Source organism: Nostoc favosum CHAB5714 (assembly GCF_020829495.1).
Classification (GTDB): Bacteria; Cyanobacteriota; Cyanobacteriia; order Cyanobacteriales; family Nostocaceae; genus Nostoc; species Nostoc favosum.
In genome coordinates this window covers 1-25,928 of the sequence record NZ_JAIVFQ010000015.1, presented here as the reverse complement: position 1 = coordinate 25,928, position 25,928 = coordinate 1, and the positions used below count along the sequence as shown (strand labels likewise).

Below are 25,928 nucleotides of genomic sequence, written 5' to 3'. Positions count from 1 at the left end.
AATTAATAACCAATGTCCAATCCCCAATGCCCTATTCCCCAATAGAATTATTGCCAAAAATTGTCTGATCATCGGCATCATCATCATATAAATCTACTGGTAAAATTGTGCCTTCAGAGCTTTCAATTAGTCCGATCGCAGGGAGTTTGTTCCAATTATCTGTGTTTGTCGCAATTTTGACTGTACTTAAGAAAGGCTGTTGCGATCGCAAATGCTTCAATCTTTGAAACGATTCTTGGGAGAACAAAGCATCATTATCGATGGCTAATTTTTTGTCAGCCTCAGCGAGAATGGCATCAAATAAGCACGCGTTAGTGAGATTGGCAGAATTAAGATTTGCGCCTGTAAGATTTGCCTGTTGGAGGTTTGCGCCTGTAAGGTTTGCTTGTTGCAGGTTTGCACCTGCGAGGTTTGCCTGTTGCAGGTTTGCGCCTGCGAGGTTCGCCTGTTGCAAATTCGCTCCAGCCAAATTCGCCCCGATTAACTCCGCATTGGATAAGTTTGTCTGCTCAAGATTTACCCCAGTTAACATTACTTGTAACAAAGAGGCTCCCGATAAATTGAGTCCAGCCAGAGACTTAATTCGGGTTGCGAAGGCATTCTTATGCAAAAGGCTTGTTCTAGCAATCAGCGCACTTAAAGCCTCTGGATTGAATTCTGCTAAATTGACTGGATTCCCACAAGGCCAAAAGGGAACTTTTGTTTCTCGGTAGCAAGCACAAAGCAATAAAAACACATTCAGTCCCACCGCAGCATTCACCTGCTCAACATTCACTGGGTTTTGTAGTTCGTGGAAATGAGTCAAAGCTTTGTGGGCTATCCCTTCATTTAACCAGCAGCCTTGACAGTAAGCACGCCAGAAAGACAAAAGCCGTTGGAACAAAACTTCAAAGGAAAACTTGTGCTTTTGCTCCCGGCGTAAAATTGCGATGCCCAATTCCTCAATTTCTTGGCTCAGTATCCCGTAACCCAGTAAATTGTAAATATGCTGGGCAACGCTACTAGGAGAATCAAGCACAAAGGTGAGCTTGCCATAAACCTCATCTTGGCACTGAGTCAGTAATTTCAACTCAGCAGTCACAGCCTCAGCACAAAGATATTCTCCTAACTTAATATGCGAAAACTCAATTAAACTAGTTTTCGCTGCGCTTTTGCCTGAGCTTTCTAAATCCCGAATTTTAAAATAAAACCCTGGTAGAGAATTAAATTCACCAGCCAAATTAATTTGATGACGTTGTGAGTGTAAAATTTTCAGAGCGATCGCTTGCATCTGCTCAAGTAAATCTTCGGGATGACGACTAGCGAGTAAATTAGCGATCGCTTCTGGAGTCCGGTGGATATGAGCCAATCCTGATCGCAGTAGCATCGTCTTAATACCGCCAGTTAGCGGATAGCCCAACAACCATCGACTCAGGCGATGATAAATTTCCCATAACAGAGAAGACTTTGGGTTATGAGCAGCTAAGTGTAATAGTTCATCATCTAGCAGTCCCTCGCGGTGTAAAATGCCCAACAAATGCAGCATTAGGGGTTGACGGACAAGGGCAGATAATTCTCTTAACTTTGATTGGCTGGCAAACAACCCTGCCTGTTTTAAGAATGTAAAGAAATTTTGAGCGTTCGCCAACGATTGCACTTTTGTCCATTGCTGAAACCATTGTTTGAGTTCCTCCGCATCCAATGGCTGAATGATAATTCGCTTCAATGGCAACGGGATCTCTGGGGCAATTTCTTGTAATGTCGTTGATCGACTCGTTAACAAAATTTTGTGTCTATGCTGAGATTGAAAGTTCAGTAATTGCTGAATAAAAATTGCTTTTGCCCTTATACCATGAGCAGAAGGGGGCAGTTCATCCAAACCATCTAGCAGCAACAAACAAGGGAGATTTTCTTGCTCTAACCAAGTTGAAAGATTAACAGCAAAGGCAGAATTTAGGGTTTCGATGAAGGTTTTGCCATAAGTTACATCTCGTAACCTAATTACTATAGGCATCCAATTAGGGTAAAATTCCTGTGCTACCTGTGCTGCCCAAAGTTGACAAAAACTAGTTTTTCCATAACCAGGTTCCGATTCAATGAGAGCGATCGTTTCTAAATCAGCTAGCTGTTGCTGCGCCCATGTTTTTAAATCAACTGGCTTAACAGTTTTTTTATCCTGCTCAGAAATACTTTCCTCTATTGGTAAGCCTTTTTGTGCAACATAGATATCCTTGAGGGCAAAGGATTCCATGAGCAAAGGCATACTGAGATTTTTAATCAAACTTGCACGGTAATGTTCTCGGTGCAAATCAATTTTTTCACCGACTATAGAACCCACTTCTGGGGTGATCAAATTGGGAGATAATGAAATCCCTAAACGAAAAAATTTTTGCAGTTGAGCTAAAGGTGCAGCATTTTCGGTAACGACTACCAGTAAGTGACCAGGAAGTGAGTTGAGCAAACGCTCTGTTAGGAGTTTAGCTTCAGGTTCCTCTGCACCATTGGCAATTAACCAAGCTATGGCAGCGTTATTTATTTGTTGCACCAGTAATGAATCGGCAACCAAAGACAGCGCTTGTTCAGCTTGAGTGTCAGTTAATTTACCCGGACTGAGAGTTTTTAGTAACCCTTGCAGTTGTGAATCTTGGAGGGTGAGTTTACCCATTTCCTCCTTCAGGATGGGTATATTTGCCCGGTCTAGCCACGGTCTTTGCAAGCTTGCTTCCTGCTCTATAATTGCTTGCAAAGCTTGGAGATAGCCAATTTGAAACGCCAGCCATGTGCCTTCGTTACGTTTTAACGGTTTTTTTTGGCTGAGGCTACGCAACAGGTTTTCTGTCAACTGGGAAATGACACTGATTTCTTCCCAAACAATCCCTAAAGGCAGTTCTAAAACCTCTACCAAGGTACAGATATCAAAAGGCATCAGGCTTTTGACTTCCATATCCTGAACAATCCGGTAGGCAATACCTGCCAATTGTCCCGCCGAAAATCCTCTGATTTGATTGATTGCGATATAGCGTTCCGCCAACCAGTGCCGAATACTCAAGTTCATTTAATTACACAGTGAAGGCTGCATAAGGCAATTATGATCGATTTATCAGTTTGCGAAAACAGGTGACAATGGGGAAGACAAAGTTTTGTATCAAAGCTGTTTTCTGATTGGTAAAAAACAGTGCTTGTGTAATTGAGTAAACTATGAGCGATCGCCCTCTAAAATTATTGTTAATCGACCAAGACCCGATTTTTCGTCTGGGATTACGGGTAGCTCTAGAAGCAATTCCTAACCTAGAAGTAACAGGAGTGGTAGAAACTAATACTGCTGCCTTGCAGATTTTAGCAGAAATTGCCCAAGAAGACCCAAATCAGGTAAATTTGGTGGTTTTGGAATTCGGTAATGGTCGCTCTACCACCAGTCAACAGTTAGGTTTACAATTCTGTCGGCAACTCAAAGCCTTATATCCCAACCTGCCAATTTTACTTCTCAGTTCTGTTCAAGAACAAGGACTGCTATTGGCTGCAAAATCTGTTGGTATTAATGGCTACTGCCCCAAAGGTACACCACTTCCTGAGTTAGTCGCCGCCATGCAAGAAGTTGCAGATGGTGGTGACTATTGGTTTCGGGACATGGAAGCAATCACAACTCCTAACTCCTTACTTCATAGTACAGACGCGATTAATCGCGTCTCTACCCACTCACCACTTCCCTTCTCCAAACTCCGAAATAATTTACGTTTGTCAGGAATTGCTCACATTGAAGCTACCCTAGCCGCAGTAACAGCACAATTACAAGTTCCCGGACTACCAGTATTAGATCGAGCAATTCTAGCTGGACAGAGGCGAGAACTGCTAGCGGCTCGTTGGTTGCTAAATCAGTTGTTGGTTTCATCACAAGAAAGGCAAGAGGAAAATGTCTCCGTTGCTGATGAACCGCCTCAGGCTGCTTCGTTGAGTAGTGCCATTCAACAAAGGCAAACTGTGCCACCTTTACTTAGTCCGGGAACACTACAATCTGCATTATTTGCATCTTGTGTTACCAAACTTCAATTTCCTTTACGAAATGTCACAGATATACCTTTAGAAATCGACATATTTCGTGAAGATAAAAAACGGGAATTACTTTATCTTATCCTGCAAAAATTGGCTGAACAGTTGGATGAATTGCGTGCTTCTCAAATAGATATAAATCAATTATATGAGGTAAAATTTAGCTTATTACGCGAGTTATGGCAAGCAGCAATTACAGATTACTTTGGCAAGTTTTCTCGGATAAAACTAGGGAATCAAAACATAGAACTTGTTAATTATTTATTACCAAGTATAGAAGTTGTGCAAAGAGATATTCTTAATAAAATTCCGTTAATTTGTGATTTGTATTCCTATCTAATATTTCAAACAGAATTGAACATTGATAATACCTCCTATCCAGTAGTCAGCGCTGAAGCCAAGTCCCAAGCATTAATGATTTTAGAGAACTTGTTGATTCAGGTAGCGAATGGGGTAGTGCAACCACTGCTAAATTCTTTAGCAGATGTAGAGGAGATTAAGCACAACTTTTATGGACGGCAATTGATTTCCACAAGAGAGATTGAACGATTTAGAAATGATTTGTCGTGGAAATATCGATTAAATAATTATATAAATGAACCAAAAGCCGTTTTTGAAAGTCGCTACGAACTCTTTGTAATTGCGCCTCGTGGTATTGCCATTACTTCAGTTTATGCTCCTCGGAATGAGGAGCTAGTAAAACTTTCTAATATTCCTTTAGTAGTGACATTGCTTTTAGAATTTAGTGATGCGATCGCACCGCGTTTAAAATCACTATTAGCTATTGTCGGTAGCGGTATAGTCTTCATTCTCACCCAAATCATTGGTAGAGGTTTAGGTTTAATCGGTCGTGGTATTCTTCAAGGTATTGGTAGTGCTTCGTTAATAGAAAAGAACTTTAGACGAAATAGCGATCGATTCAAGTGAAGAAGCAGGGGGGCAGGGAGCTCTTAGCAGGGAGCAGGGGGAGATGAGGGAGATGAGGGAGATGAGGGAGCAGGGGAAGAAGAATTATTGATGAATGCCCAATGACAAATGACTAATGACTAATGACTAACAATGATTTTATCGGGCTAGCAATTTCTTATGTTTACGCTATTGGTCTGCTCGTTATTGGCGAGGGACTGCGTAGGCTGTTTGGTGTAAAGCCGGATTTTACTCGCAAGCTAATCCATATCGGTGCAGGGATGTGGGCTTTCGGCGTCCTGCTACTGTTTAACCACTGGGAAATCGGAATTATACCTTTTGCTAGCTTTATCGGACTCAACTACCTGTTTTACCGCTACCGAATCATCGGCGCAATGGATACTCAGGATAGCTCCCCTGGTACAGTTTATTTCGCTATCTCAGTAACGCTGCTTTTCGGGCTACTATGGCGACCAGATGGGCCAGTAGATAGCGTTGCGATCGCCGTAGCTGGGATAATGGCGATGACCTGGGGTGATGCACTGGCAGCCTTAATTGGTAGACGCTTCGGGCAGCATAAATACCAAGTGGGAAATTCTGTGCGTTCCTGGGAAGGTTCAGCAGCAATGTTTGTAGCGAGTACAGTAGTGATTTTCTTAGTACTGTTGCTGCTACCAGGTTCCTCGCTGAGTCCCCTAGCAAAACCTTTTAGTTTGGCATGGGCTTTATTGACGGCGGTAATAACTGCTACTTTCGCCACCCTAGCAGAGGCAGTCTCGCCCCACGGCACAGATAACCTCAGCGTGCCTCTAGTAGCGGCTGGGGTAGTGTGGGTAATAATGCAGGGGTTTTAAACCAAAATTTAACTTCCGAGTTCAAAGGCTCAACTTCCGAGTTCAGAGGCTCAACTTCCGAGTTCAGAGGCTCAACTTCCGAGTTCAAAAGCTCAACTTCCGAGTTCAAAAGCTCAACTTCCGAGTTCAAAAGCTCAACTTCCGAGTTCAAAAGCTCAACTTCCGAGTTCAGAGGCTCAACTTCCGAGTTCAGAGGCTCAACTTCCGAGTTCAGAGGCTCAACTTCCGAGTTCAGAGGCTCAACTTCCGAGTTCAGAGGCTCAACTTCCGAGTTCAGAGGCTCAACTCCAAACTTCTAACTCCCTACTCCCTACTCAGGGCTATTTCGTTCTAGACATAAACCGCCCAGAACTAAAGTTCCGGGCTAATAGCCCAAGTCCACTAAAGTGGACTAAAAGCCTTTCTTAGTCGTCTTTAGACAACTTTTGCTATTAGCCTCAGAATTTATTCTGAGGTGGGCTAGATGAGAATGAAATAGCTCTGACTCCCCACTCACAAATCAATACGGTTCACTTAAGGCTAAAACTCTTTGTCAAAGTCAATTTTTTTAACGAACCGCAAAGGACGCAAAGGACGCAAAGAGAAGGAAGAAATGCTTAACTGAACTGTATTGACTCACAAATTCCAATTGCGGCGGAAATGGAAGAAGCCTTCTAAAAACTCTTGCAAAGCAATATTGCTATTTAACCTTTGCTTACTCCACTCTCTAGCAGCTTGTTCTAGAATTTCTGAAAAACTCGGATAGACCGGAGATAAATTTGCTAAATCTTTGACTTTAATTTTTTGGGACATTGCCAAGGCAATCAAATTAATCAACTCTCCAGCTTCTGCCCCCAATATCGAAGCTCCCAAAATTTCGCCGTTGTCTAGCACAATTAATTTACACATACCAGTAGTTTCGTCCCGAAGTTGGGCTGCTGCCACTGTTTTAAAATATTGTCGCAAAACTAAAACTTCATCTCGAATAAAGAGGCGTTTTGCCTGCGCCTCCGTCAAACCCACTTGCGCCACCATCGGCACAGAAAACATTGCCCAAGGAATGAAGCGATAATCTACTTGTAACCTGGGGAAAAATAGTGCATTGTTCAGGGCAATTTTTGCTTCATAATTAGCGATATTGGCAAAGTCGTAACCACCAATTACATCACCACAGGCGTAAATGCGGTGATTAGTGGTTTGCAGTTTATCATTCACTACCAAGCTACGCCGATGCCATTTCACATTTACTGTTGCCAAATTTAGAGATTCAAGATTCGGCTGCTGTCCAGTCGCCACTAAAATCTCATCAGTTTCAATTGCCTTATCTCCTGCTTGAATCCACTTTTTATCCTCAATTAGCCTCACCTGAGTCACTGGTTTATCGGTGAGGACGCGCACACCTTCGACTTCTAACTGTGCCTGAAGCAATATGGCTATCTCAGGGTCAATATTGGGTAGAACATAAGGGTGCTTGACTACCAGCGTCACACTGCAACCAAACCGCGCTAAAGTTTGAGCAATTTCAATGCTTTGGGGAATTCCGCCTATAATTACCCAATTTTTGGGTAATGTCCCTCGCTGTAAGGATTGCCAAATATTAGATAGGGTTAGGTAGCCAGTGGCTTGCAATCCTTCAATATCTGGAATTTCTGGACGCGAACCACTAGCGAGTAAATAGGTACGGGCGCGTAATAGGCGATTGTTAACGGCAAAAGCCAGTTGAGGTGAAGATTGAAATTGACCACTGCCAACGATTATATCTACCCCCGACGCGGCTAGGATGGCTGGAGAATGCTGTTCTTTGAGATTTGAGGCAACGCATTGAGCATACAGCATAGCTTCTTGCCATGCTATAGATATGTGGCATTCTTCTGAGGTATCAGTGTGTGTGACATGAATACCAAAACTAGCGGCATCATTCAACTTCTGCGCCAGCTTACCGATTTCGGTAAGAGCATGGTGATGAGTAAACCCGTAGTCTACTTTAGGTTCCACCAGGGCAACTGTAGCACGTAGTTGGGTTGCAGCAAGGGCAGCGTAGTATCCAGCAAGACTGCCGCCAATAATTACAACATCGTAGTCAACGGTCACGTGAATTTAAAGTTAGGAGTTAGGAGTTAGGAGTAGAGACGCGATTAATCGCGTCTGTACAGGAGAGACGCGATTAATCGCGTCTGTACAGGAGTTAGGAGTTAAGAGTTAAGAATTGGGAGTTAGGAATTAAAACCCTTCTTCAATTTATAACTCCTAACTTATAACTCCTAACTCCTAACTCTCTTTTAACGCTGTTAGTAAGCGTTGGTTATCGGAGTGGGAACGTACAGCAACCCGGAAAAAGCGATCGCCTAGTTCTTTAAAACTAAGGCAATCGCGGATTAAAATCTGGTGATGCTTGAGTAATTGTTGCTGTAACTGCGAAGTAGACTGTTGAGACTCAATCAGTAAAAAGTTAGCAGCACTTATTTGGGGTTGCAATCCTGGTATTTCAGCCAAACCCTGAAAGAGTTGGTTTCGTGCAGGTGGTAGCCATGCCCAGGTTTGCTGCTGAAACTCCGTATCCTGAAGTGCCGCAATTGCCGCCGCCACCGCTAGCGTGTTTACGGGCCAAGGGTCACGCCATAGCTGCCATTTAGCTAGGCAGTCCGGGTGTGCGATCGCATATCCTAATCGCAGTCCAGGAAGACTGTAAAATTTGGTCAGCGATCGCAATACTACTAAATTCCTATATTCCTGCACCACCGAAATTAGGCTTTGTTCCTCATTAGGCAGCACAAAATCCATAAATGCTTCATCCACCACCACCAAAGCAAATTGCTCTAGGTAGGGCAAAATAGAGTCCCGCGAAAATAGCTTTCCGGTTGGATTGTGGGGATTATTCAGCAATAGCCCCTTGTCCTTTGTCAATGACAAATGACCAATGACCAATGACCAATGACCAGTGACCAATACTTCTCTACGAGAGGCTGCGCCAACGGCTTCGCTCAGTACAAGTGACAAAGGAAACTCCAGCACATTAGCGTTGTACGCCTTCAGGGTTCGGTAGTAGTCGCCAAAGGCTGGAGTTATTAAAATTGTCGCGGCTAATTGGGCTAATTCCCTACCTATGAGAGTGAGTAATTCTGCGGAGCCGTTACCCGGCAGAATCCACTCAGGCGGCAATTGATGGAAGTGACTGAGAGCTAGTCTCAGTTCACTATAGTTGGGGTCTGGATAGTGCTTAAGATTACCGATTTGGGACAGTATAGCAGCGATCGCGCTATTTGGAGGCCCCAACGGGCTGATGCTAGCAGAGAAATCCAGAATAGCATCAGGGGGACAGCCAGCCAGTGCTGCTGCCCAGGCTAAATTTCCCCCGTGTGCAGGTTGCCGCATTAAAAAAGGGTTCCCGAAGACAGAACCTATGCTTTTGGGGGTGCTACCTTTTCTCTAAACAGTTTTCCTGCCGAGAAGGCAGGAACCCTCGTCGCTGGAATTTCCATTTTTTCATTTGTTTTCGGATTGCGACCTTCACGGGCTTTACGTTCCCGTGATTCAAAAGAGCCAAATCCTACCAACGTTACCTTATCACCAGAGGAAACCGCTTCAATAATAGTTTCCAAAGCGGCAGTTAAGACTGCATCCGCTTGTTTCTTGGTAACACTAGCCTTTTCAGCTACGGCATCAACTAATTCACCTTTGTTCATGTCAAACTCCTGAAAGTTTACTTGAGATTCTTTACGGATGCACCCTGATGCATCTGTACTGAAATCTTCGTTTGCGAAAATACAAAAATCATCCTTTGGGAGTAGCTTTACTCAAAACGGCTGTACATCCCATCGGCTCGACTTTTCAATGAATCATTCTAAGGTGTTGTAGCCTGATGTGGATAGATGAAACCATTAATTTATATAGATTTCAGGATTTTTTGTAATTTTAGGGTACTTGTTTCACTAAAAACCACCCCAAAAGTAGGAAAAAATACCTAGTAAATCCCGCAATCGCCAAGAAAACAGGATAGTGATGAGGTGAGAGATGGTTAGCGTTTGTTGGGATTCATTACCGATGGTGAAGAGTTATTGCTGAGATTAATTAATATTTATAAAAAAAAGTTTGTAGTAAGCACTTTAGTGCTTAAAAAAATAAGGACTTCAGTCCTTACTACGAACTTGCTTACCCATCAATCCAGATATTCATGCAGTCAATCGAGGAAAGTCTGTGCGCCGCGCTGCAAATAACAGACAGGCTTGGATGTCTTCTGGTTCTAAATCAGGAAAATCCTCTAAAATTTCGGCTGAACTCACATTTTCGGCCAGCATCTCTAAAATATCACTTACACGGATTCGCATTCCTCTAATACAAGGGCGACCTCCACATTGCCCAGGATTTTGCGTAATCCGACTCATTAGGCTAGCTTTAGTCATGATTTTACTGTTTCTTAGTAGAAATTTTCTCTTGCACCCAAACCCGAAAAACACGGGTAGTAGCAATTTCCCCATTCTTTTTAGCTTCTTGGATAAATCGAGGAATCTCCTTGACTGACACAGGCGCAAAAGTAGGGCTGGTTTCGACTTCTGAGTATTGCCCACCTGCAAGCGTGTAGACTCGCAACACACTGCCGTTATAACGCCAAAATTCCGGGACTCCCATCGCAGCATAAAGCCTAAGCTTGTTTATTGCAGACCTGGAATATTCCACTTCCAGCACAAGGTCAGGGGGCGGGTCGATCGCTATGTCAATATTTTCTTTATCTCGAACTAATGCTTCATTTTGAATATAGTAGCTACTATCTGGCTCGGCTCCTCGCTGCAAATCATCCCGCGTTAAAGTTAGCGAACCAGCGCGTCTAATTTCCCAGTCCAACTCTTCGCACAACACCCCAACAAAACCTTCAATTACACGGTTTGAGTTCTCGTGCGGCATTTGTGGGGTCATAATTTCTACGGTTCCATTGTCATAAGCCAGTCGGGAGTTACGATCTGAACCCATTTCAGCCAGCATGGTTTTAAAAGTTTGCCAGCTGATGTTTTGCAGTAAAACCCTATTTTCTGCGGATGTTGTTATTGCCACCATAGTTTAGTTCTCCGCAACAAACCTTTTCCAGTACTGTACCCCTTAATATTACTGTTAAGGCTGAACGTAAGAAAGCGATATGATCGAAACGACTACTAGGGGTAATAGATTATGACTCAAGCCATACCAAAACTAGTAACCTTTGAAGATTTTGCCGCGTGGCGACCCGAAGGTGGAAGATATGAATTACATGATGGAGTGATTGTTGAAATGGCACAACCAGTAGGAGACCATGAAGATGTTGTTGGTTTTGTAGCAAGAAAACTAACAGTAGAATTTGACCGATTAAATTTACCTTATACAATCCCCAAAACTGCGCTGGTAAAACCAACTAATTCGGAATCTGCCTATTCCCCAGATGTGCTATTACTGAATCGCCCTAATTTAATAAATGAGCCGCTATGGAAAAAAGAATCAACTGTAAGCCTTGCAGCATCAATTCCCTTAGTAGTTGAGGTAGTTAGTACCAACTGGGATGATGACTACTACACAAAACAGGGTAAGTATGAGGGTATTGGAATTCCTGAATACTGGGTTGTAGATTATCTTGGTCTAGGCGCTAAAAAGTTTACCGGCAACCCTAAACAGCCTACTATATCTATTTATCAATTAATCGATAGTGAATACCAAGTTACTCAATTTAGAGGCAGCGATCGCATCGTCTCGCCTACTTTCCCGGAATTGAATTTAACAGCCGAACAGATTTTTAAAGCTGGAGGTCTACCAACGTAGCCACAACCACACTTGCTGTTTTATAAGTGTGTGATAACTAAAGTCCACACACCGAACCTTTTACCAAATTCGTTGTATATTGAGTACAAAACCAGGTAAAACATTTTCCCCAGAAATAGTTTGAGGAGATTTTAAAACTTCCACATCTTGTCCTGGACGATAAATTTCTACTTCCTGTTTTTTTCGGTTGATCAACCAACCTAGACGACAACCATTTTCGATATACTCTTGCATCTTGTCCTGAGTTTTTTTCAAGCTGTCATTAGGCGAAAGTATTTCGATAACAAAATCAGGACATAAAGGAATAAATTTTTCTTTTTGTTCTTTAGTCAAAGCATCCCAACGAGATTTTTCTACCCAAGAAACATCTGGAGAACGGTCAGCCCCTGAAGGTAAAGTAAATCCAGTTGATGAATCAAAAACTTCGCCCAATTGATTTTGGTCGTTCCAGAACCATATTTGAGCGTTAATAGTAGAATTACTTTTTCCTGTTTCTCCTCCCGTAGGTGGCATTATAATCAACTCTCCTTCGGCATTGCGTTCTAATTTTAAATCGGGGTTTTCTTTACACAACTGATAAAATTGCTCTCTTGTCAGTTTAATTACAGAATTGAGGTTTAATGTAAGTGCTGTCATAAGAGTATTTCCCTTTTTGTTAGCTGACTGGCTACAAACCTTCAGTTAAAAATTTTTAATGAAAATTATAAATCACAAAGACGCGATAAATCGTCGTCTTCATATTACAGTTTCTAGATTATTTATGACATTTCTCATAGTAATTCAATCGAAAATAGAAACTACATTAATACTAGTTAATCGATGCATGGGCTTTGTTCTTTTCTCGGTTGTGACTAATTCTTCTGCACCAACTGACAACGCCGCAGCTACATGAAGCGCGTCCATAGCTGCTAAACCATACTGAGAAGCAATTTGGTAAGCCTCTTGAACAATATGAGTCAAATCACTCGCCCAGTAGGTAACATCACTAAAAAATTCTTCATAGAATTGAGCTTCTTCGGTTTGCTTGTTAAAAACCGCTTTTGGACTTACCTCCAATTTGACAAACTCACTACAAGCAAATTCCCGTTTGGAATCTCCTAATATTTCGGGAGCATCCCAAATGTGCAAGTTTATTTTTATACGGTATTTGGACTTAGGCGGAGAATGAAATAACGAACCGCAAAGGACGCAAAGAACGCAAAGCAAAGAGGTTTGTACAGGGTTTTTGTACCAGTTCTGTGTCTTTTAGCAAAATTGGGATGCTCCCAATATTTCAAGGGCTTTCTCGGCAATTCTACCAATACCATCTGTTGCGCTGAGTAATACCCCAGAATCAATATAAGTTATTTTCATTCTTCTCTACTCTGTAGCCCACCTCTGCGACTGGCGAGTTCTTTTTCAATTTCATCTTCATCTAATAAATGTTTACCAGAAGCAACAATCTTAGTGCGAATTTGCTGCAAACGTTCTCCCAATGGGACTTTATTTGCAGAGTTTTTCAAACCAAGAAATTCAACAAAATCTAAAACTTCCTCTTGTTTGTCTTGTGGAAGAGAACGCCACTTTGTTAATAACTCTTGTTCTGAACTCATTAGTATTCACCCACTACTGTTACTTCTATTGTGATTGGGTAGTTTTATTCTAGAATGACATTTAAATTTAATCCTACTCGTGAACAAGAAGATCCCCGACTTCTTAAAGAAATCGGGGATCTGAGCTTTTGCCAGATGTAACTTACCTGCTTATTATCTTTATTACCTGCCAGGAACCTTTAACCCCCGACGCTCAAGGATTTGCCGCACCTCTGGGCTGGGGTTGTAGTTATAGCCGTAGGAGGAGTTTTCAGAGTCATCCATAATTTGAGGTGTGAGCAATACAATCACCTCATTGCGCTGGTTCTGTCTGTTTGTACTTCTAAATAGCGAACCAATTAGTGGAAGATCGCCCAAGATGGGAATTTTGGAGATAGTCGTCCTGTCTGAATCTTGAATAATTCCTGAGAGAATCAGTGTTTGTCCATCTCTCAAGCGAATCAAGCCAGAATTAAGAGAGCGCTCAGACACCAAGAATATTTGTTGGCTACCGCCTCCTCCAACATTTATGGTAGCCGGAGCTTGGGGAGCCTTGACCACAGGAGCTACCGATAGAGAGACAAAACCGTTATCGTCAATCCGCTCAATTTTGACACCTAGAGTTAAACCTACTCGGTCTTTTTGCGCTGAAATCGTTTCTGTGGCTAAATTTGCGTCACGAACTATTTCCCTTACAATGTTACCTACCACTTCCTGAGTCAGGTTGACATTAGCGGTTTGACCTTCTTGCACAATTAACGTCGGGTCTGTCAAAATCTTGGCATTGCCATTTTGCACTTGAGCCTGCAAGCTAGCGAGAAGACGTTTAGGGAACTGGAATAAACTCGGCAGGCCAAATGTATATGTATCAGAAGTTGTTGTGGGTTGAAAGCCGAACCTAGTGGGTGTACCAGTAACAGGATCAATCTCAATTGGCACAATTTGATTTGTAAATGTTCCTGGGGTAAAGTTTGTCACACCAGGTTGTAGTGGATCGCCTAAAGCAGCAGTAGCTGATGGTCTGTTGCCTTGTGGGTTAAAAAACCCATCACCCAGAAATGTTCCTCCTGTAACGGGATTCTGGATGACAGGTGTACTAGTCACACTAGTTGATGCTTCAGCTCTTGTAGCTGGTCTCGAACCGCCAAAATTTAGAGATGCTGCACCGCCGTCACTAGTAAAGTAGTTATTACCAACCCCAAAGGAAAAGCTAGTGTTGTAGTCTTGGGTGTTCAAGAGGTTAACATCGATAATCTTGACGTTGACTACCACTTGGCGACGGCGGATATCAAGCTGAGTTAGTTGAGCCATCGCCATCTCAACTAGCCTGGGAGGGCCAATTAAGGTTAGAGAATTAGTACGCTCATCTCCTAATGCCTGTAAACCTCTCAGTAATGGGTTAGAGTCTGTAAAATTAACACGTTGAGTTTCAACTCTGGTTTCTGTGGTGGTCTGAGTTTGGGTGATAGGCGTAGCTCCAGCCCCTACAGGCACAGCATTAACACTGGTAACTTGTCGTTCGCGGCTGACGGCACTTTCTGCTCCCAAGCCGACCAAAAAGTTCAGGGCGACTCCCACTGTCACCTGATTAAGTCGCAGGCTACGCATAACCATGTCACGGGTAGAATTAGGTAGTTTAGGCCCAACAAAAACCGTGCGATTACTGCGGTTAGCTTCCAAACCACTCAAGCGCAAGACGTAGTTAAACACATCTTGCACTGGTTCGTTTTCTATATCTAACGAGATTGTTTGAGAAACTGCCGGTGCATTAGCAGCAGCACCTTGCTCACCTCCGATATAAGCTAGGTTCAAATTAGCAGCACGGGCAAGCAATGACAAAACCTCACGCACTGGCGCATCTCGCAGCACTAAACGGGGTACACGTTCCTGAGTTCCTAAGTCAATGGTGCTAGGAGAAGCATCAGTATTAGAGATGGCAATATCTCCCACTGGTGGGGCGACGGCTCTAGGTAAGAAAGGTGGAGCCTGACTCACAGGTTGACCTGGGCCAGCAGCTTGTGCAAGTTGTCCGTCAATGGTGACTTCCGGGTTGGGAACGAGAACACTTGGATTTTGACCCGGTTGGGCTGGAGTAGTAACAGGTGGTGTTGGCGCTGTTGGCGTTGGTGCTGATGCTATGGTGCCAGCAGATGGGCTAAAGCTGAGTGTAATTCCATTTTGCGATCGCACCACAGGTTGACTATTAGGTGTGTTGTTGCTGCCCGTTACCGTCACCCGAATGCTATTGGCATCAAGCTGATTAACCTCAACAGAGGCAATTCCTGGTGCTGGGCTATCTTGACGAAAGCTATTACCTTGTGGTAATCGTAATTGAGTATTGATAATATCTGCGACTAAAACCTTGCCTCTTTTTGTAGTGAAAACTTGGGGGCGCGACCCGGAAGAAGTTTTCAAAGTAACGCTAATTCCACCATTAACTGGATTTAACTGGACATTAGTAATTTGACTAATTTGTGCCCAAACTGGTTGAGCTGCCAAAAATACAAAAGCGGTAGTACCTAATATAAAACTATTACCGTGAAGCTGTTTCACAGTTCATTCCTCACTTTATAAAACCTTGTTTACAAACAATTCTGAGAAGTTGAGAAAAAGTAGTTAAGAGTTAGGAGTGAATAGTTAGGAATGATAATTTGTAATTCTTAACTCTTAACTCGCAATTCCTAACTCCTAACTCCTAACTCCTGTACAGACGCGATTAATCGCGTCTCTACTCCTAACTACTTTTTCGGAGCAGTTTTAGCTGCGGCGGCTGCGGCGGCGGCTATTTCTTCTGGACTAAGTGGCATCAATACCTGTAACTGGAATGATGTATTAATCGCTGCTGGGCCTACCTGTACAGGCGTTTTATCTAATGGGGATCTTGACTCTACTGGAGCCAAAGTTGCTTGATAATCTTTAACTATTAACAAAGGTTGTAAACGCTCAATGTTACGAATTATCGATTGTGTTTGCTCATAAGTTCCTGTAATTTCGGCATTGATACTGCTGCGTTGCAACTTACCGTCAACCTGTAGTCCTAGAGTTCCATCGGTAACTGGTTCTGGTTTTTGGGAAACTGGCACAAATTTCTTCAGTTTGGCTCTCACTGCATTAACAGAAGTTGGAGTATTCCCAGACTCAACTAAGCGGTTCATATCCAACAGCAATGTATCTAAGCTTTTTTCGTTAGCGAATAAACCTAAAACCTGAACTTTTTGCTGTTTTGCCTGTGCTAGCTCGTCTTTAACTTTGCCAATTTCTTTGATACTGGCTTTTTTCTGCTCAATTTGCCCTTGCAGTTCAGAGCTTTTGGCTTGCTGCTGCTGATAGCTTTCCAAAGCTGGCATCAGCAGGTTTAAAAATATATAACCTGCTCCTGCTAAACCAATTACCCCCACCAATATGCCAATAATTTTTGGTGTAAAGGCAATACCAAATAGCACGGGGGATGCTGGCGTTTCCTGATCGAATTCCCCACCTTGTTCGGCAAAATTTAAATCATCACTCAGCGTCATTTTGAAATGACTCCTGTTTGTTGGATACTACGAATTCGAGTCACTAACCCCACTGTGCCTTTTTTTTCCAACTCCCGGATTAATTCCGAAGCTGGAACATCATTCATACTGGATTGGATAGTGTATTCAACTACTTGTGGCGGCTTAATTGTTACACCATTAGTAGGTTGACCCAGACCTGGTGGTAAGGGAGCATCTACTAACGTTGCCGTCAGAATTCTGCTTTCTGTGGACTTCAAGAATTGAGACTGTTGTAGACTCAATAAAAAATCATTGACATCGTTAAAAGAACGAGCCAATCCGGTAATTTCTAACCCTCCAGCGGGATTGCTTGCTGGCTTACCTTCCGCTGCCGCAATGGGTGGGATTTGCTTGATGGTCTTAATTTGCACTGCTGCTGGGATGCGATCGCGCAAATCTTGCAGCATTGCTGACCAAGGTCGAATTTGGTCAAATACAGTGACTAAAGCTTGGGTTTCCCCTTTAATTGCGTTCGTCTCGGCTTTGATTTTATTAATATTTCCTATTTCTGTATCTAACCTCTTGCTTTCTTGATCTAGTTGTGCAATCTGACCATCTAATTCAACAATCTTGCCTTGCAACAACCACCAACTAAGTCCCAATAAAGCTGGAAGACCTATACCTACTGCAACTCCCACATACAGTAGTGTCAAATTCCCAGCAGGAAACTTTAGGGATATTCCTCCCGATCTCTCAGGCTTTTTCTGGTATGCTGGGCGATCTTTAAGAAAGTTAACATCTAAGCTGTACATTTTGTTACACCTCCCGCATTCCTAGACCAAGTACGATCGCCAAGCCAGAGCGTTCCACCTGTGGATATTTATCAGTGTCAACTGCCAAAGACAAAGCCCCGATTGGATCTATTTGGGTAGTTGGCAAGCTCAATCGTTGGGTAAAGAATTCATCTAGCTGTTGGAGTCCACCTCCTGGGCCAGCTAATATAATCTGCGCTACTTCCAAATTTTCACTTTGATTGAGGTAAAAATCGACGGAACGGCGCAGTTCATCCGTTAGTTCTCCCAATACTCTCAATATGGCTGCCATACCAGGATTGATTTCAGTAACCCCAGTTTTCCCGCCGTCTAGAGAAGTTGGGGGAATAACCATTCCGTGTAACAGTTCCATATCTCGTGATGTGGGTAAGCTCATTGCCCTTGCTAAGGCAGTTTGCATTTGATAAGTCCCGATTGGGACTGTGCGAGAAAATTGTGGCACTCCGTTAACGATGATGGCGATTTCTGTACTGTCGAACTCTATATCAACTAGTACTGCTGCTTCTTGCGGGCCAAATTGTCGCAGTTGCTCACGAATAGTCCGAATCAGAGCAAAACTGTTAATTTCTAAAACATCGATTTGCAATCCTGCCTGCTCGAATGTACTGATATAGGTATCCGTTATCTCCTTACGGGTGGCAACTAGAAGTACGTGTACTTTTTCAATGCCATCTTCATCTACAAAGTACCCGAGTTTCTGATAATCTACATCAGCCTCTTCACGAGGATACGGTAAATATAGACCTGCTTCATGGTTGAGAACCATTTCTCGCAGTTCTTTATCATCTAACTCTGCTGGCACTGGTATAATCCGAACGATGGAATCTCGCCCTGGTACACCAGTGGCAACGCGAGAAGTTTTGATTTTGCTCTCAGCTAGCGCCTGCTGGATTAATTGCGCCATTGCTGCGGGGTCGGTGATTTGACCATCGGTAACTACGCCTTCTGGAACTGCTACCGATGTAAAGGTTTCTAGCTTCAAGCCTTGACCCTGCTTGCGTAGCTGAACTACATTTACCCGTTCGGGAGCAAGTTCAATGCCGACCCCTTTTTTTGATTTGCCAAACAGACTTTTGAAGCTTTTTACCACAGTTGTGCCCGCTGGACTGCTAAATTGAATTGGGCATTGGGGAGGCAGTGCGGTCTTGGGGTCTCCCCAAGTGGAGCAACTGCCGTCATTGGGCATTGGGCATTGGGCATTGGGCATTGGGCATTGGGCATTGGGCATTGGGCATTGGGCATTAGGATTGGGTATTAAGAAAACTTTTCTCTAGTCCCCAGTCCCTAGTCCGTAGTCCCTAGTCTCCAGTCCCCAGTCCCTAGTCCCTAGTCCCCAGTCCCTAGTCCCTAGTCCCTAGTCGCCTCTATTACTGGTAATTTATTTAGCCTATAATCTCGACAATTCTGATCTAAGCTTTTCACACTGAGCAAGCGTAAAAATACTGGGAAAATGATTCAATTGCGAAAATTTAAACTACTTGTTGCTTTTACACTGCTTGGCTTATTAACCAGTTGGATTGTAAGTTGCGGCACAAGTAATGTTGGTACAGGTACAAAACAGGCTACTTCTGGAGTGGCAACTATTGAGTTTTGGACGATGCAACTCCAACCTCAATTTACCGACTACTTCAAAAGCCTAATTGCAAATTTTGAATCGCAAAATCCAGGTATAAAGATTAACTGGGTTGATGTACCTTGGGCAGCGATGGAGAACAAAATTTTAACAGCTGTCTCAGCAAAAACGCCACCTGATGTAGTTAACCTGAATCCGGGTTTTGCTTCCCAACTTGCAGGACGAAATGCCTGGTTAGATTTAGATGCGAAAGTCCCAAACGATGTACGTTCCTCCTATCTAACGAATATCTGGGAATCTTGTACGCTGAATGGCAAGAGTTTTGGGATTCCCTGGTATCTCACCACACGGCTAACCATTTATAACACCGATTTATTAAAACAGGCAGGTATCAATAAACCACCTGCAACCTACGCAGAATTGGCACAAGCAGCGCAACAAATTAAAGATAAGACTGGCAAATATGCCTTTTTTGTGACTTTCGTACCGCAAGATTCTGGTGAAGTGCTGGAATCTTTCGTGCAAATGGGAGTCACCCTAATAGATGCTGATGGTAAAGCAGCGTTTAATTCAGCACAAGGGAAGGCAGCGTTTCAGTATTGGGTAGACTTGTATAAAAAAGGGTTGCTTCCTAAAGAAGCTTTGACGCAAGGACATCGCCACGCGATCGATTTATACCAATCTGGAGAGACTGCGTTTCTAGCTTCGGGGCCAGAGTTTCTGAAAACGATCGCTAATAATGCCCCGAAAATTGCTCAAGCTTCGGGAATAGCACCTCAACTCACTGGTGACACAGGTAAGAAAAATGTCGCGGTGATGAACATGCTTATTCCCCGCGATAGCAAACAACCAGACGCCTCGGTTAAGTTTGCTTTATTTGTCACCAATGACGAAAATCAGTTAGCTTTTGCTAAAGCTGCGAATGTCCTCCCTTCTACAGTCAAAGCATTATCTGATAGTTACTTTAAAGATGTTCCAGCTAATGCTTCAACAATAGAAAAAGCACGAGTTATCACTGCTAAACAACTGCAACAGGCAGAAATATTAACCCCTACTTTGAAGGATTCCAACAAACTGCAAAAGGCAATTTACGAAAACTTGCAAGCAGCAATGTTAGGGCAGAAGACTGTAGATAAAGCTGTAGAAGATGCGGCGCAGGAGTGGAACAGTACTAGGAGTTAGTAGACAGCACCACAAAATTTAATGCCGTAAGAGTTGGCGCACCAGTTAGAGTCGCAAATAGACCACCGCTACCAAAACCAGCCGCGCTGCCATTAGGGTTGTAGAACAACTGCCCACTCACAGGATCGTAGACAATTGTTGCCGTGCTAGTTCCTGCCCAAGAAGTGATTTCAAAATCACTGTTGTTACTAAAACTTGCTCCCGCAGTTGAAGCGATGCCTACGGCAACCCGAAGCGGGAACGCACTAAAAGTAGTTTTATCCAGGATAATTTGATCACCTTGGGAACTCTTAAAGTCAGCGACGCCGTAAGCGTTGCGTTAGCGAGTATTCGAGCGTCATAGCCCGTCGTAGACATCGCATCTACACCAATACCACTCAGGGCAAAAGCAGCATCAGTGTTGTAAATAAATTTGTCAGCACCCGTACCACCTGTGAGTACGTCATTGCCAGCACCGCCAAGGAGAGTATCATTGCCGAATCCACCGATGAGAATATCATCGCCTGACCAGAATTAATTACACAATGTCATTCAATACGGTTCGGATAAGATTCGATCCCCCCAACCCCCCTTAAAAAGGGGGGCTAAAAATGGCTGTATTTCCCCCTTAAAAAGGGGGACTAAGGGGGATCTTTAAGGCCTATGCACCTTAACCGAACCGTATTGCAATGTCATTGCGAATGGAGCGAAGCGGAATGAAGCAATCGCAGGGGCTGGGATTGCTTCGCTTCTCTACGAGACGCACTCGCGTTTGCGTCTACATGAATTGCCGCTACAGCTTGTCGTTGTGCCTAAATCCTATAGGCGCATCTTCAAAAATAAATGGTATTAGTATCTCAACTTTGAACATTTGCAGCAAATACTTTAACCTTTGCAGCAAATGTTATTCCATATATAAGAAAGGCTTAAGTATTTGCAAGAAATGTATAATCATTTGCTGCAATTACTTTAACCTTTGCAACAAATACTCTTACATATATAAGAAAGGCTTAAGTATTTGCAAGAAATGTATAATCATTTGCTGCAATTACTTTAACCTTTGCAACAAATACTCTTACATGTATAAGAAAGGCTTAAGCAATTGCAACAATCATTGTAGTGAACTTATAGATATAGCTGTTGCTAAAAAATCGCCTACTAAATAAAGGGAACCACACACAATTATTAAATCGTCTGTGGTAGCGGCTTCTAGTGCTGTGAATAAATCTGGATGTATTTGGCGATCGCTTAATTTGGGACAGAGGCTGTAAGCTAGGTTTGCTAAATAGTCTAAATCAGCAGAAGTTCTACCTGGCCAAGATTCTATTGGTATTGGTACTAAATAAAGGCGATCGCCTGGGCGCAGTAAAGCGGTAAAAATATCAGCATGATCCTTATCGGCAAACATTCCCATAACCCAATTGACTGGCTTAAGGTTAACTGCGTCTAAGCTATCGACATACTGGCGGAGAACTTGGGCTGCGGCGGTATTATGAGCGCCATCAAGTAATAATTTATGGTTTTTCCAAGTAACCCATTGCATCCGCCCCGGCCATTTAGTTTTTGCCATGCCGTTAATTATGGCTTCTTCAGAAATCTGCCAACCCTGTTGTTGGAGAATTTCTAAAGCTGCTATTGCCAAAGCTGAATTTGCTAATTGAATTTGTCCGGCTAATGGCAAAGGGTATTTAATTAAGTTTGAATTTTGAATATTTTGATATTCTGCCCATCCTGTAGCGATTTGACGGGCGGCTTGAGGCGTAAAAATCGGGCATTGTAATTTTAAAGCACGCGATCGCACAACTTTCTCTGCCTCTGGTGGTAATGCTCCAACCACAACGGCACATCCAGGTTTAAGAATACCTGCTTTTTCTCTAGCAATATCAGCGACGGTAGGGCCAAGTTGCTGCCAGTGTTCCCGGCTAATGGAAGTTATGATCGTAACCAAGGGTTCCAAGCAGACATTGGTAGCATCTAAGCGCCCTCCTAGTCCGACTTCTACAACAGCCACATCAACTTGCTGCTGGGCAAAATATAACCAAGCAGCTGCGGTAATTACTTCAAACTGAGTTGGCGATTCGTCTTCAGGGCGAATAGCAGCTTGGACTTGTTGGAATAATTGACTCAATTCCTCAGAGGAAATTGGCTGTTCGTTCAGACAAATACGTTCCGTCCAATCGACTAAATGGGGGGAAGTATAACGTCCTGTACGATAACCAGCCTCAGTAAGTACTGAGGAAAGATAGGCACAGACTGAACCTTTACCATTAGTGCCAGCAACATGAATTACGGGGACTTGGTGATGAGGATTACCAAGATTTGCTAAAAGGTTGAGGATGCGATCGAGTCCCAAATGGACACCAAAGCGTTGCAGGGGTTGTATTACAGAGTCGATATCCAAGGAAGGGTGAGTGGGGAGTGGGGAGTGGGGGGATGAGGGGATGAGGGAGATAAGGGAGATGAGGGAGAAATAACCAATGCCCAATCCCCAATGCCCCATGCCCAATCCCCGATTAATGAATTTAAGCTTCTCTATCCAAAAAGCCTTGGATTTGTCTTAAAGCCGCAGCGCCAATATTAAATACTGCCCAGCTAGCAGCAATGACAACTGGTGCTAAAACGATCGCTATACGGTAATCGATATCCATATCTAGAACCCCTCTCTTAAGTAGAAATTAAAGTTTTGTCAACTGCTCTCATTTTTATTTTTAGCTGAAGTGGGCAACTTTTCCAACTAGATATGTAAAGAATGATTAAATTATTGGGTATTGGGCATTGGGCATTGGGCATTGGTAATTAGTTATTTGCCTGCTTGCCCTGCTCCCCGATCTCCCTCATCCCCCTCATCTCCCTCATCCCCCTCATCCCCCTCATTCCCCCACTCCCCACTCCCCACTCCCCACTCCCTAAGCCTTGCTAAACCCAATATCAGTACCCTTACCAGCATGAACTAAAGCTAACTTTTGGTAACGTTGGGCGTGTTCAATCAGTTCTGCGGCTTCAGCCTCTGTTATTTGCCGTAATACTTTCCCAGGAATGCCCACAACTAGGGACAAAGGCGGTACATCCTTGGTTACGACTGCACCAGCACCGATAATGCTACCAGCGCCCACTCTTACCCCGTCTAAAATCACTGCGCCAATGCCAATCAAACTTCCACGCTCAATGTAAGCAGAATGTACCACAGCGCGATGCCCTACGGTCACATGATCTTCTAAAATTGTCGGAAAACCAGGATCGCTATGTAAAATTGCACCATCCTGAATATTTGTGCATTCGCCAATTTCAATCCGTTCTACATCTCCCCTAACCACTGCTCCATACCAAATGCTCACCCCTGCTGCTATATTTACCGAACCCATAACAACAGCATTGGCTGCGATAAAGGCAGCTTGAGAAAAATCAGGAGATGTCCAGTAAGAAGCGGTAGACACGATAGAATATTGAATATGGTACCCAGGAACACTGGAGAAACTCCAACCTTTGAGGCTGGTTGCACAACTAGGATATCACAGCGTCAAGCCTCTACAGTGAGGAAAACACTAGTGAAGAATGTTCCTGCCACAACTCCGTGTCTGTGCAGCAGTGAGCAAGTAACCCAAAGTGGTGGAGCCAAAGTGTATAATCCAATACACTAGTGCTGGTGAAGACAAAATTATGTTTGTACGCACTTCATGATGAATCCAGGCTTGCAGTACCCGATGTTTGGGCCTGAAATACAGTGTCCCCATTGTCGCCAGACTATTCCGGCGCTGACATTAACAGATACCTATTTGTGTTCGCGTCATGGCGCGTTTGAAGCTAATCCTAAAAATGGAGAGTTAATCCATTTGCAATCGGGGCGTCATTGGCGGAGGTGGAATAATGAATGGTATAGACAGCATACTCATCCCGATGGTATTCGGTTTGAGATTCACGAAGCATTAGACAAGCTCTATACCCAAGGCTTTCGAGCAACAAGAGTAATTATTGCTCGACGCTATCAGGAATTGATGAGTGGCTACTTAGAACGCAGTACACCTTGGCGTTCTGGACAACCAGAAGCTATTGCTGCGCGTTTATACGGCTTACCTGTGGAGTTTAGCCCCGATACCTCAGATGATCCCTGTTGGGAAGTGATTAATTTTGACTTGGAAAAAGAGCCTGGTGTCCCTGTACGCTACCCTTATTTCAGGTTGTTTGAGTAATGGTCATTAGTCATTAGTCAAATGACCAATGACTAATGACTAATGACTAATGACTAAATTATGCACCACGCTTCTATTCGGACTGCGAATATTCATCGAGCGATCGCCTTCTACGAACATTTAGGGTTTACAATTTCGGAACGCTTTACTACAGGCTACACCCTAGCTTGTTGGATGGAAGGATTGGGCGGCAGAATTGAACTAATCCAAATTCCCGAACCAAAACCAGCCCCAGATGCCTTTGCTGACGAGCATTATGTGGGATATTATCATCTCTCGTTTGATTTGACTGAGATTACATCAGATTTACCTAGCTGGTTGACAAATTTACAAGAGCGTGTATCACTAGCTGCTGAGAGTCAAACTGAAGAATTACAACCGTTGAAAGTACTTTTAGAACCGACACAACAGCAAATAGGCGATCGCATTTACGAAGTGGCTTTCATCGCCGATACCGATGGCTTACCTCTTGAATTCATTCGGGTTTTAGCAAAACTCCCATAATTTAGCTTTTTTATTACCTTTCTTGCTAATATATTGTTTTTCTGTATTGTTACTGAGGCAACAGATTTTTTGGACAGATTAAACTATCGTCACTTTCCAAAATAACTATGTAATTTAATTTACATAATCTGCTAAATACATGTATGGATTTTCCAGATTTTATAAATATCCCTTGCCATTATTATTTTTAAGCTTATGGCTAGTAGCAGTTTTTTTGTTAAGCAATAAACCTGCTCATAGCCAACATGCAGCCATATCTAACAAAGAAAAATACCAATCAACCTTGCTAGCAAAAAGAATAATGCCCTCAACACTGACACAAAATGTCCGTAAGACAGTGCTGGAGAATGGTCTAACTGTGCTGACAAAGGAAGTGCATACTGCGCCAGTAGTGACGGTGCAGGTGTGGTACAAGGTTGGCTCACGCAACGAAGAACCGGGCGTGAATGGGATTGCCCACCAGTTGGAACACATGATGTTTAAAGGTACTCTAAACCGTCCAATTCAATTTGGTCGTTTGTTTAGTGCTTTGGGTAGTGATTCCAATGCTTTCACCAGCTATGACCAAACTGCATATTACGGTACTGTGGAACGAAACAAGCTGAAAGCGCTCTTAGTGCTGGAAGCTGACAGAATGCAAAATTGCCAGATTGAGCCAGAGCAACTAGCGAGTGAGAAGCGGGTAGTAATTTCTGAGTTGCAGGGTTACGAAAATAGCCCAGAATATCGCCTCAACCGCGCCGTCATGCAGGCGGTGTTTCCCAATCATGCTTATGGGTTGCCTGTAGGTGGCACTAAAGCTGATGTCGAGAAATTTGAGGTTGAGCAGGTAGAAAAATATTACCGCAATTTTTACAGTCCCGATAATGCCGTCTTAGTGGTTGTTGGAGATTTTCAAACTGCAAATACCCTGGAAACAATTAAAGAGGTGTTTGGCAAACTACCCACAAGACAAAAGGCAGGAGTTATTTCTCCCTCATCCCCCTCATCCCCCTCATCTCCCTCATCCCCCTCATCCCCCTCATCCCCCCCATCCCCCTCATCCCCCTCATCCCCCTCATCTCCCTCATCCCCCTC

26 protein-coding genes are annotated in these 25,928 nt (G+C 43.4%); 7 read left to right on the top strand and 19 right to left on the bottom strand.

Annotated features, from left to right (window positions below; translation table 11 throughout):
* Positions 1-31: 31 nt before the first annotated feature.
* On the bottom strand, positions 32-3,034 hold the full coding sequence (locus LC586_RS12775; RefSeq protein ID WP_229485034.1) for a pentapeptide repeat-containing protein: 3,003 nt from the start codon (positions 3,032-3,034) through the stop codon (positions 32-34).
* Between the two features lie 143 nt (positions 3,035-3,177).
* On the opposite strand from LC586_RS12775, the gene LC586_RS12770 reads away from it, so the two are divergent.
* On the top strand, positions 3,178-4,953 hold the full coding sequence (locus LC586_RS12770; protein ID WP_229485032.1) for a DUF3685 domain-containing protein: 1,776 nt from the start codon (positions 3,178-3,180) through the stop codon (positions 4,951-4,953).
* A gap of 122 nt (positions 4,954-5,075) precedes the next feature.
* The gene (locus LC586_RS12765) at positions 5,076-5,786 is read left to right on the top strand and encodes a diacylglycerol/polyprenol kinase family protein (RefSeq protein WP_229485019.1); all 711 of its coding nucleotides are present in this window, start codon (positions 5,076-5,078) and stop codon (positions 5,784-5,786) included.
* On the opposite strand, the gene LC586_RS12760 is transcribed toward LC586_RS12765, so the two are convergent.
* The 6 genes from LC586_RS12760 to LC586_RS12735 form a co-directional block, all read right to left on the bottom strand.
* Positions 5,731-5,937, bottom strand: a complete 207-nt coding sequence (locus LC586_RS12760) for a hypothetical protein (RefSeq protein WP_229485018.1) — start codon at positions 5,935-5,937, stop codon at positions 5,731-5,733. The genes LC586_RS12765 and LC586_RS12760 overlap by 56 nt on opposite strands.
* A gap of 464 nt (positions 5,938-6,401) precedes the next feature.
* A complete protein-coding gene (locus LC586_RS12755; protein WP_229485016.1) occupies positions 6,402-7,856 on the bottom strand; it encodes a dihydrolipoyl dehydrogenase family protein in 1,455 nt (484 codons plus the stop codon).
* 177 nt (positions 7,857-8,033) lie between these two features.
* The gene (cobD, locus tag LC586_RS12750; protein WP_229485014.1) at positions 8,034-9,137 is read right to left on the bottom strand and encodes a threonine-phosphate decarboxylase CobD; all 1,104 of its coding nucleotides are present in this window, start codon (positions 9,135-9,137) and stop codon (positions 8,034-8,036) included.
* Between the two features lie 26 nt (positions 9,138-9,163).
* Positions 9,164-9,448, bottom strand: a complete 285-nt coding sequence (gene hbs, locus LC586_RS12745; protein WP_010998076.1) for a non-specific DNA-binding protein Hbs — start codon at positions 9,446-9,448, stop codon at positions 9,164-9,166.
* Between the two features lie 486 nt (positions 9,449-9,934).
* The gene (locus tag LC586_RS12740; RefSeq protein ID WP_229485013.1) at positions 9,935-10,165 is read right to left on the bottom strand and encodes a DUF433 domain-containing protein; all 231 of its coding nucleotides are present in this window, start codon (positions 10,163-10,165) and stop codon (positions 9,935-9,937) included.
* Between the two features lie 4 nt (positions 10,166-10,169).
* The gene (locus LC586_RS12735) at positions 10,170-10,814 is read right to left on the bottom strand and encodes a Uma2 family endonuclease (protein ID WP_229485011.1); all 645 of its coding nucleotides are present in this window, start codon (positions 10,812-10,814) and stop codon (positions 10,170-10,172) included.
* Between the two features lie 111 nt (positions 10,815-10,925).
* On the opposite strand from LC586_RS12735, the gene LC586_RS12730 reads away from it, so the two are divergent.
* Positions 10,926-11,546 carry a Uma2 family endonuclease gene (locus LC586_RS12730; protein ID WP_229485010.1) on the top strand — a complete coding sequence of 207 codons (621 nt, stop codon included), beginning with the start codon at positions 10,926-10,928 and terminating at the stop codon, positions 11,544-11,546.
* A 60-nt stretch (positions 11,547-11,606) separates the two neighbouring features.
* Here the strand turns inward: LC586_RS12730 and LC586_RS12725 are convergent, their stop codons facing one another.
* The 7 genes from LC586_RS12725 to pilM form a co-directional block, all read right to left on the bottom strand.
* On the bottom strand, positions 11,607-12,182 hold the full coding sequence (locus LC586_RS12725; protein ID WP_229485005.1) for a Uma2 family endonuclease: 576 nt from the start codon (positions 12,180-12,182) through the stop codon (positions 11,607-11,609).
* Positions 12,183-12,326: 144 nt separating this feature from the next.
* Positions 12,327-12,674, bottom strand: a complete 348-nt coding sequence (locus LC586_RS12720; protein ID WP_229485003.1) for a type II toxin-antitoxin system VapC family toxin — start codon at positions 12,672-12,674, stop codon at positions 12,327-12,329.
* 221 nt (positions 12,675-12,895) lie between these two features.
* The gene (locus LC586_RS12715) at positions 12,896-13,138 is read right to left on the bottom strand and encodes a DUF2281 domain-containing protein (RefSeq protein ID WP_229485002.1); all 243 of its coding nucleotides are present in this window, start codon (positions 13,136-13,138) and stop codon (positions 12,896-12,898) included.
* Between the two features lie 162 nt (positions 13,139-13,300).
* Positions 13,301-15,670 carry a type IV pilus secretin family protein gene (locus tag LC586_RS12710; protein WP_229485001.1) on the bottom strand — a complete coding sequence of 790 codons (2,370 nt, stop codon included), beginning with the start codon at positions 15,668-15,670 and terminating at the stop codon, positions 13,301-13,303.
* Between the two features lie 185 nt (positions 15,671-15,855).
* Complete coding sequence (locus LC586_RS12705) at positions 15,856-16,632, bottom strand: pilus assembly protein PilO (RefSeq protein ID WP_229485000.1); 777 nt, start codon at positions 16,630-16,632, stop codon at positions 15,856-15,858.
* Entirely contained in the window at positions 16,629-17,405 is a 777-nt protein-coding gene (locus LC586_RS12700) for a PilN domain-containing protein (RefSeq protein ID WP_229484998.1), read from the bottom strand. Before LC586_RS12700 ends, LC586_RS12705 begins: the two co-directional genes overlap by 4 nt.
* Before the next feature lie 4 nt (positions 17,406-17,409).
* Positions 17,410-18,516, bottom strand: a complete 1,107-nt coding sequence (gene pilM, locus LC586_RS12695) for a type IV pilus assembly protein PilM (RefSeq protein WP_229485267.1) — start codon at positions 18,514-18,516, stop codon at positions 17,410-17,412.
* 360 nt (positions 18,517-18,876) lie between these two features.
* Here pilM and LC586_RS12690 point away from each other — a divergent pair, with 360 nt between their 5' ends.
* On the top strand, positions 18,877-20,181 hold the full coding sequence (locus tag LC586_RS12690; protein WP_229484996.1) for an ABC transporter substrate-binding protein: 1,305 nt from the start codon (positions 18,877-18,879) through the stop codon (positions 20,179-20,181).
* On the opposite strand, the gene LC586_RS40590 is transcribed toward LC586_RS12690, so the two are convergent.
* The 5 genes from LC586_RS40590 to LC586_RS12670 form a co-directional block, all read right to left on the bottom strand.
* Complete coding sequence (locus LC586_RS40590) at positions 20,171-20,302, bottom strand: hypothetical protein (RefSeq protein WP_267921664.1); 132 nt, start codon at positions 20,300-20,302, stop codon at positions 20,171-20,173. The two genes, LC586_RS12690 and LC586_RS40590, sit on opposite strands and share 11 nt — an antisense overlap.
* Positions 20,303-20,400: 98 nt before the next feature.
* The gene (locus tag LC586_RS40585; RefSeq protein WP_309143375.1) at positions 20,401-20,670 is read right to left on the bottom strand and encodes a hypothetical protein; all 270 of its coding nucleotides are present in this window, start codon (positions 20,668-20,670) and stop codon (positions 20,401-20,403) included.
* 601 nt (positions 20,671-21,271) lie between these two features.
* Positions 21,272-22,561 (bottom strand): bifunctional folylpolyglutamate synthase/dihydrofolate synthase, encoded by a 1,290-nt coding sequence (locus LC586_RS12680; RefSeq protein WP_229485266.1) that lies wholly within the window; start codon positions 22,559-22,561, stop codon positions 21,272-21,274.
* Positions 22,562-22,682: 121 nt separating this feature from the next.
* Entirely contained in the window at positions 22,683-22,808 is a 126-nt protein-coding gene (locus tag LC586_RS12675; RefSeq protein ID WP_012411301.1) for a photosystem II protein Y, read from the bottom strand.
* A 258-nt stretch (positions 22,809-23,066) separates the two neighbouring features.
* Entirely contained in the window at positions 23,067-23,594 is a 528-nt protein-coding gene (locus LC586_RS12670) for a gamma carbonic anhydrase family protein (RefSeq protein WP_229484995.1), read from the bottom strand.
* A gap of 243 nt (positions 23,595-23,837) precedes the next feature.
* Between LC586_RS12670 and LC586_RS12665 the strand changes: the two genes are divergently transcribed.
* The 3 genes from LC586_RS12665 to LC586_RS12655 form a co-directional block, all read left to right on the top strand.
* Complete coding sequence (locus LC586_RS12665) at positions 23,838-24,347, top strand: TIGR02652 family protein (protein WP_438822896.1); 510 nt, start codon at positions 23,838-23,840, stop codon at positions 24,345-24,347.
* A gap of 60 nt (positions 24,348-24,407) precedes the next feature.
* The gene (locus LC586_RS12660) at positions 24,408-24,851 is read left to right on the top strand and encodes a VOC family protein (RefSeq protein WP_229484992.1); all 444 of its coding nucleotides are present in this window, start codon (positions 24,408-24,410) and stop codon (positions 24,849-24,851) included.
* A 139-nt stretch (positions 24,852-24,990) separates the two neighbouring features.
* Positions 24,991-25,928, top strand: a 938-nt coding sequence (locus LC586_RS12655) for a M16 family metallopeptidase (protein WP_229484978.1), incomplete at its 3' end; no start/stop codon positions are given.

Coding starts and splice junctions, on each gene's coding strand:
- LC586_RS12735 (WP_229485011.1), bottom strand. CDS start 10,814: ATGGTGGCAATAACAACATCCGCAGAAAATAGGGTTTTACTGCAAAAC.
- LC586_RS12740 (WP_229485013.1), bottom strand. CDS start 10,165: ATGACTAAAGCTAGCCTAATGAGTCGGATTACGCAAAATCCTGGGCAA.
- LC586_RS12700 (WP_229484998.1), bottom strand. CDS start 17,405: ATGTACAGCTTAGATGTTAACTTTCTTAAAGATCGCCCAGCATACCAG.
- cobD (WP_229485014.1), bottom strand. CDS start 9,137: ATGCGGCAACCTGCACACGGGGGAAATTTAGCCTGGGCAGCAGCACTG.
- LC586_RS12665 (WP_438822896.1), top strand. CDS start 23,838: ATGAATCCAGGCTTGCAGTACCCGATGTTTGGGCCTGAAATACAGTGT.
- LC586_RS12705 (WP_229485000.1), bottom strand. CDS start 16,632: ATGACGCTGAGTGATGATTTAAATTTTGCCGAACAAGGTGGGGAATTC.
- LC586_RS12675 (WP_012411301.1), bottom strand. CDS start 22,808: ATGGATATCGATTACCGTATAGCGATCGTTTTAGCACCAGTTGTCATT.
- hbs (WP_010998076.1), bottom strand. CDS start 9,448: ATGAACAAAGGTGAATTAGTTGATGCCGTAGCTGAAAAGGCTAGTGTT.
- LC586_RS12775 (WP_229485034.1), bottom strand. CDS start 3,034: ATGAACTTGAGTATTCGGCACTGGTTGGCGGAACGCTATATCGCAATC.
- LC586_RS12765 (WP_229485019.1), top strand. CDS start 5,076: ATGACTAACAATGATTTTATCGGGCTAGCAATTTCTTATGTTTACGCT.
- LC586_RS12690 (WP_229484996.1), top strand. CDS start 18,877: ATGATTCAATTGCGAAAATTTAAACTACTTGTTGCTTTTACACTGCTT.
- LC586_RS12730 (WP_229485010.1), top strand. CDS start 10,926: ATGACTCAAGCCATACCAAAACTAGTAACCTTTGAAGATTTTGCCGCG.
- LC586_RS12770 (WP_229485032.1), top strand. CDS start 3,178: ATGAGCGATCGCCCTCTAAAATTATTGTTAATCGACCAAGACCCGATT.
- LC586_RS12660 (WP_229484992.1), top strand. CDS start 24,408: ATGCACCACGCTTCTATTCGGACTGCGAATATTCATCGAGCGATCGCC.
- LC586_RS12715 (WP_229485002.1), bottom strand. CDS start 13,138: ATGAGTTCAGAACAAGAGTTATTAACAAAGTGGCGTTCTCTTCCACAA.
- LC586_RS12725 (WP_229485005.1), bottom strand. CDS start 12,182: ATGACAGCACTTACATTAAACCTCAATTCTGTAATTAAACTGACAAGA.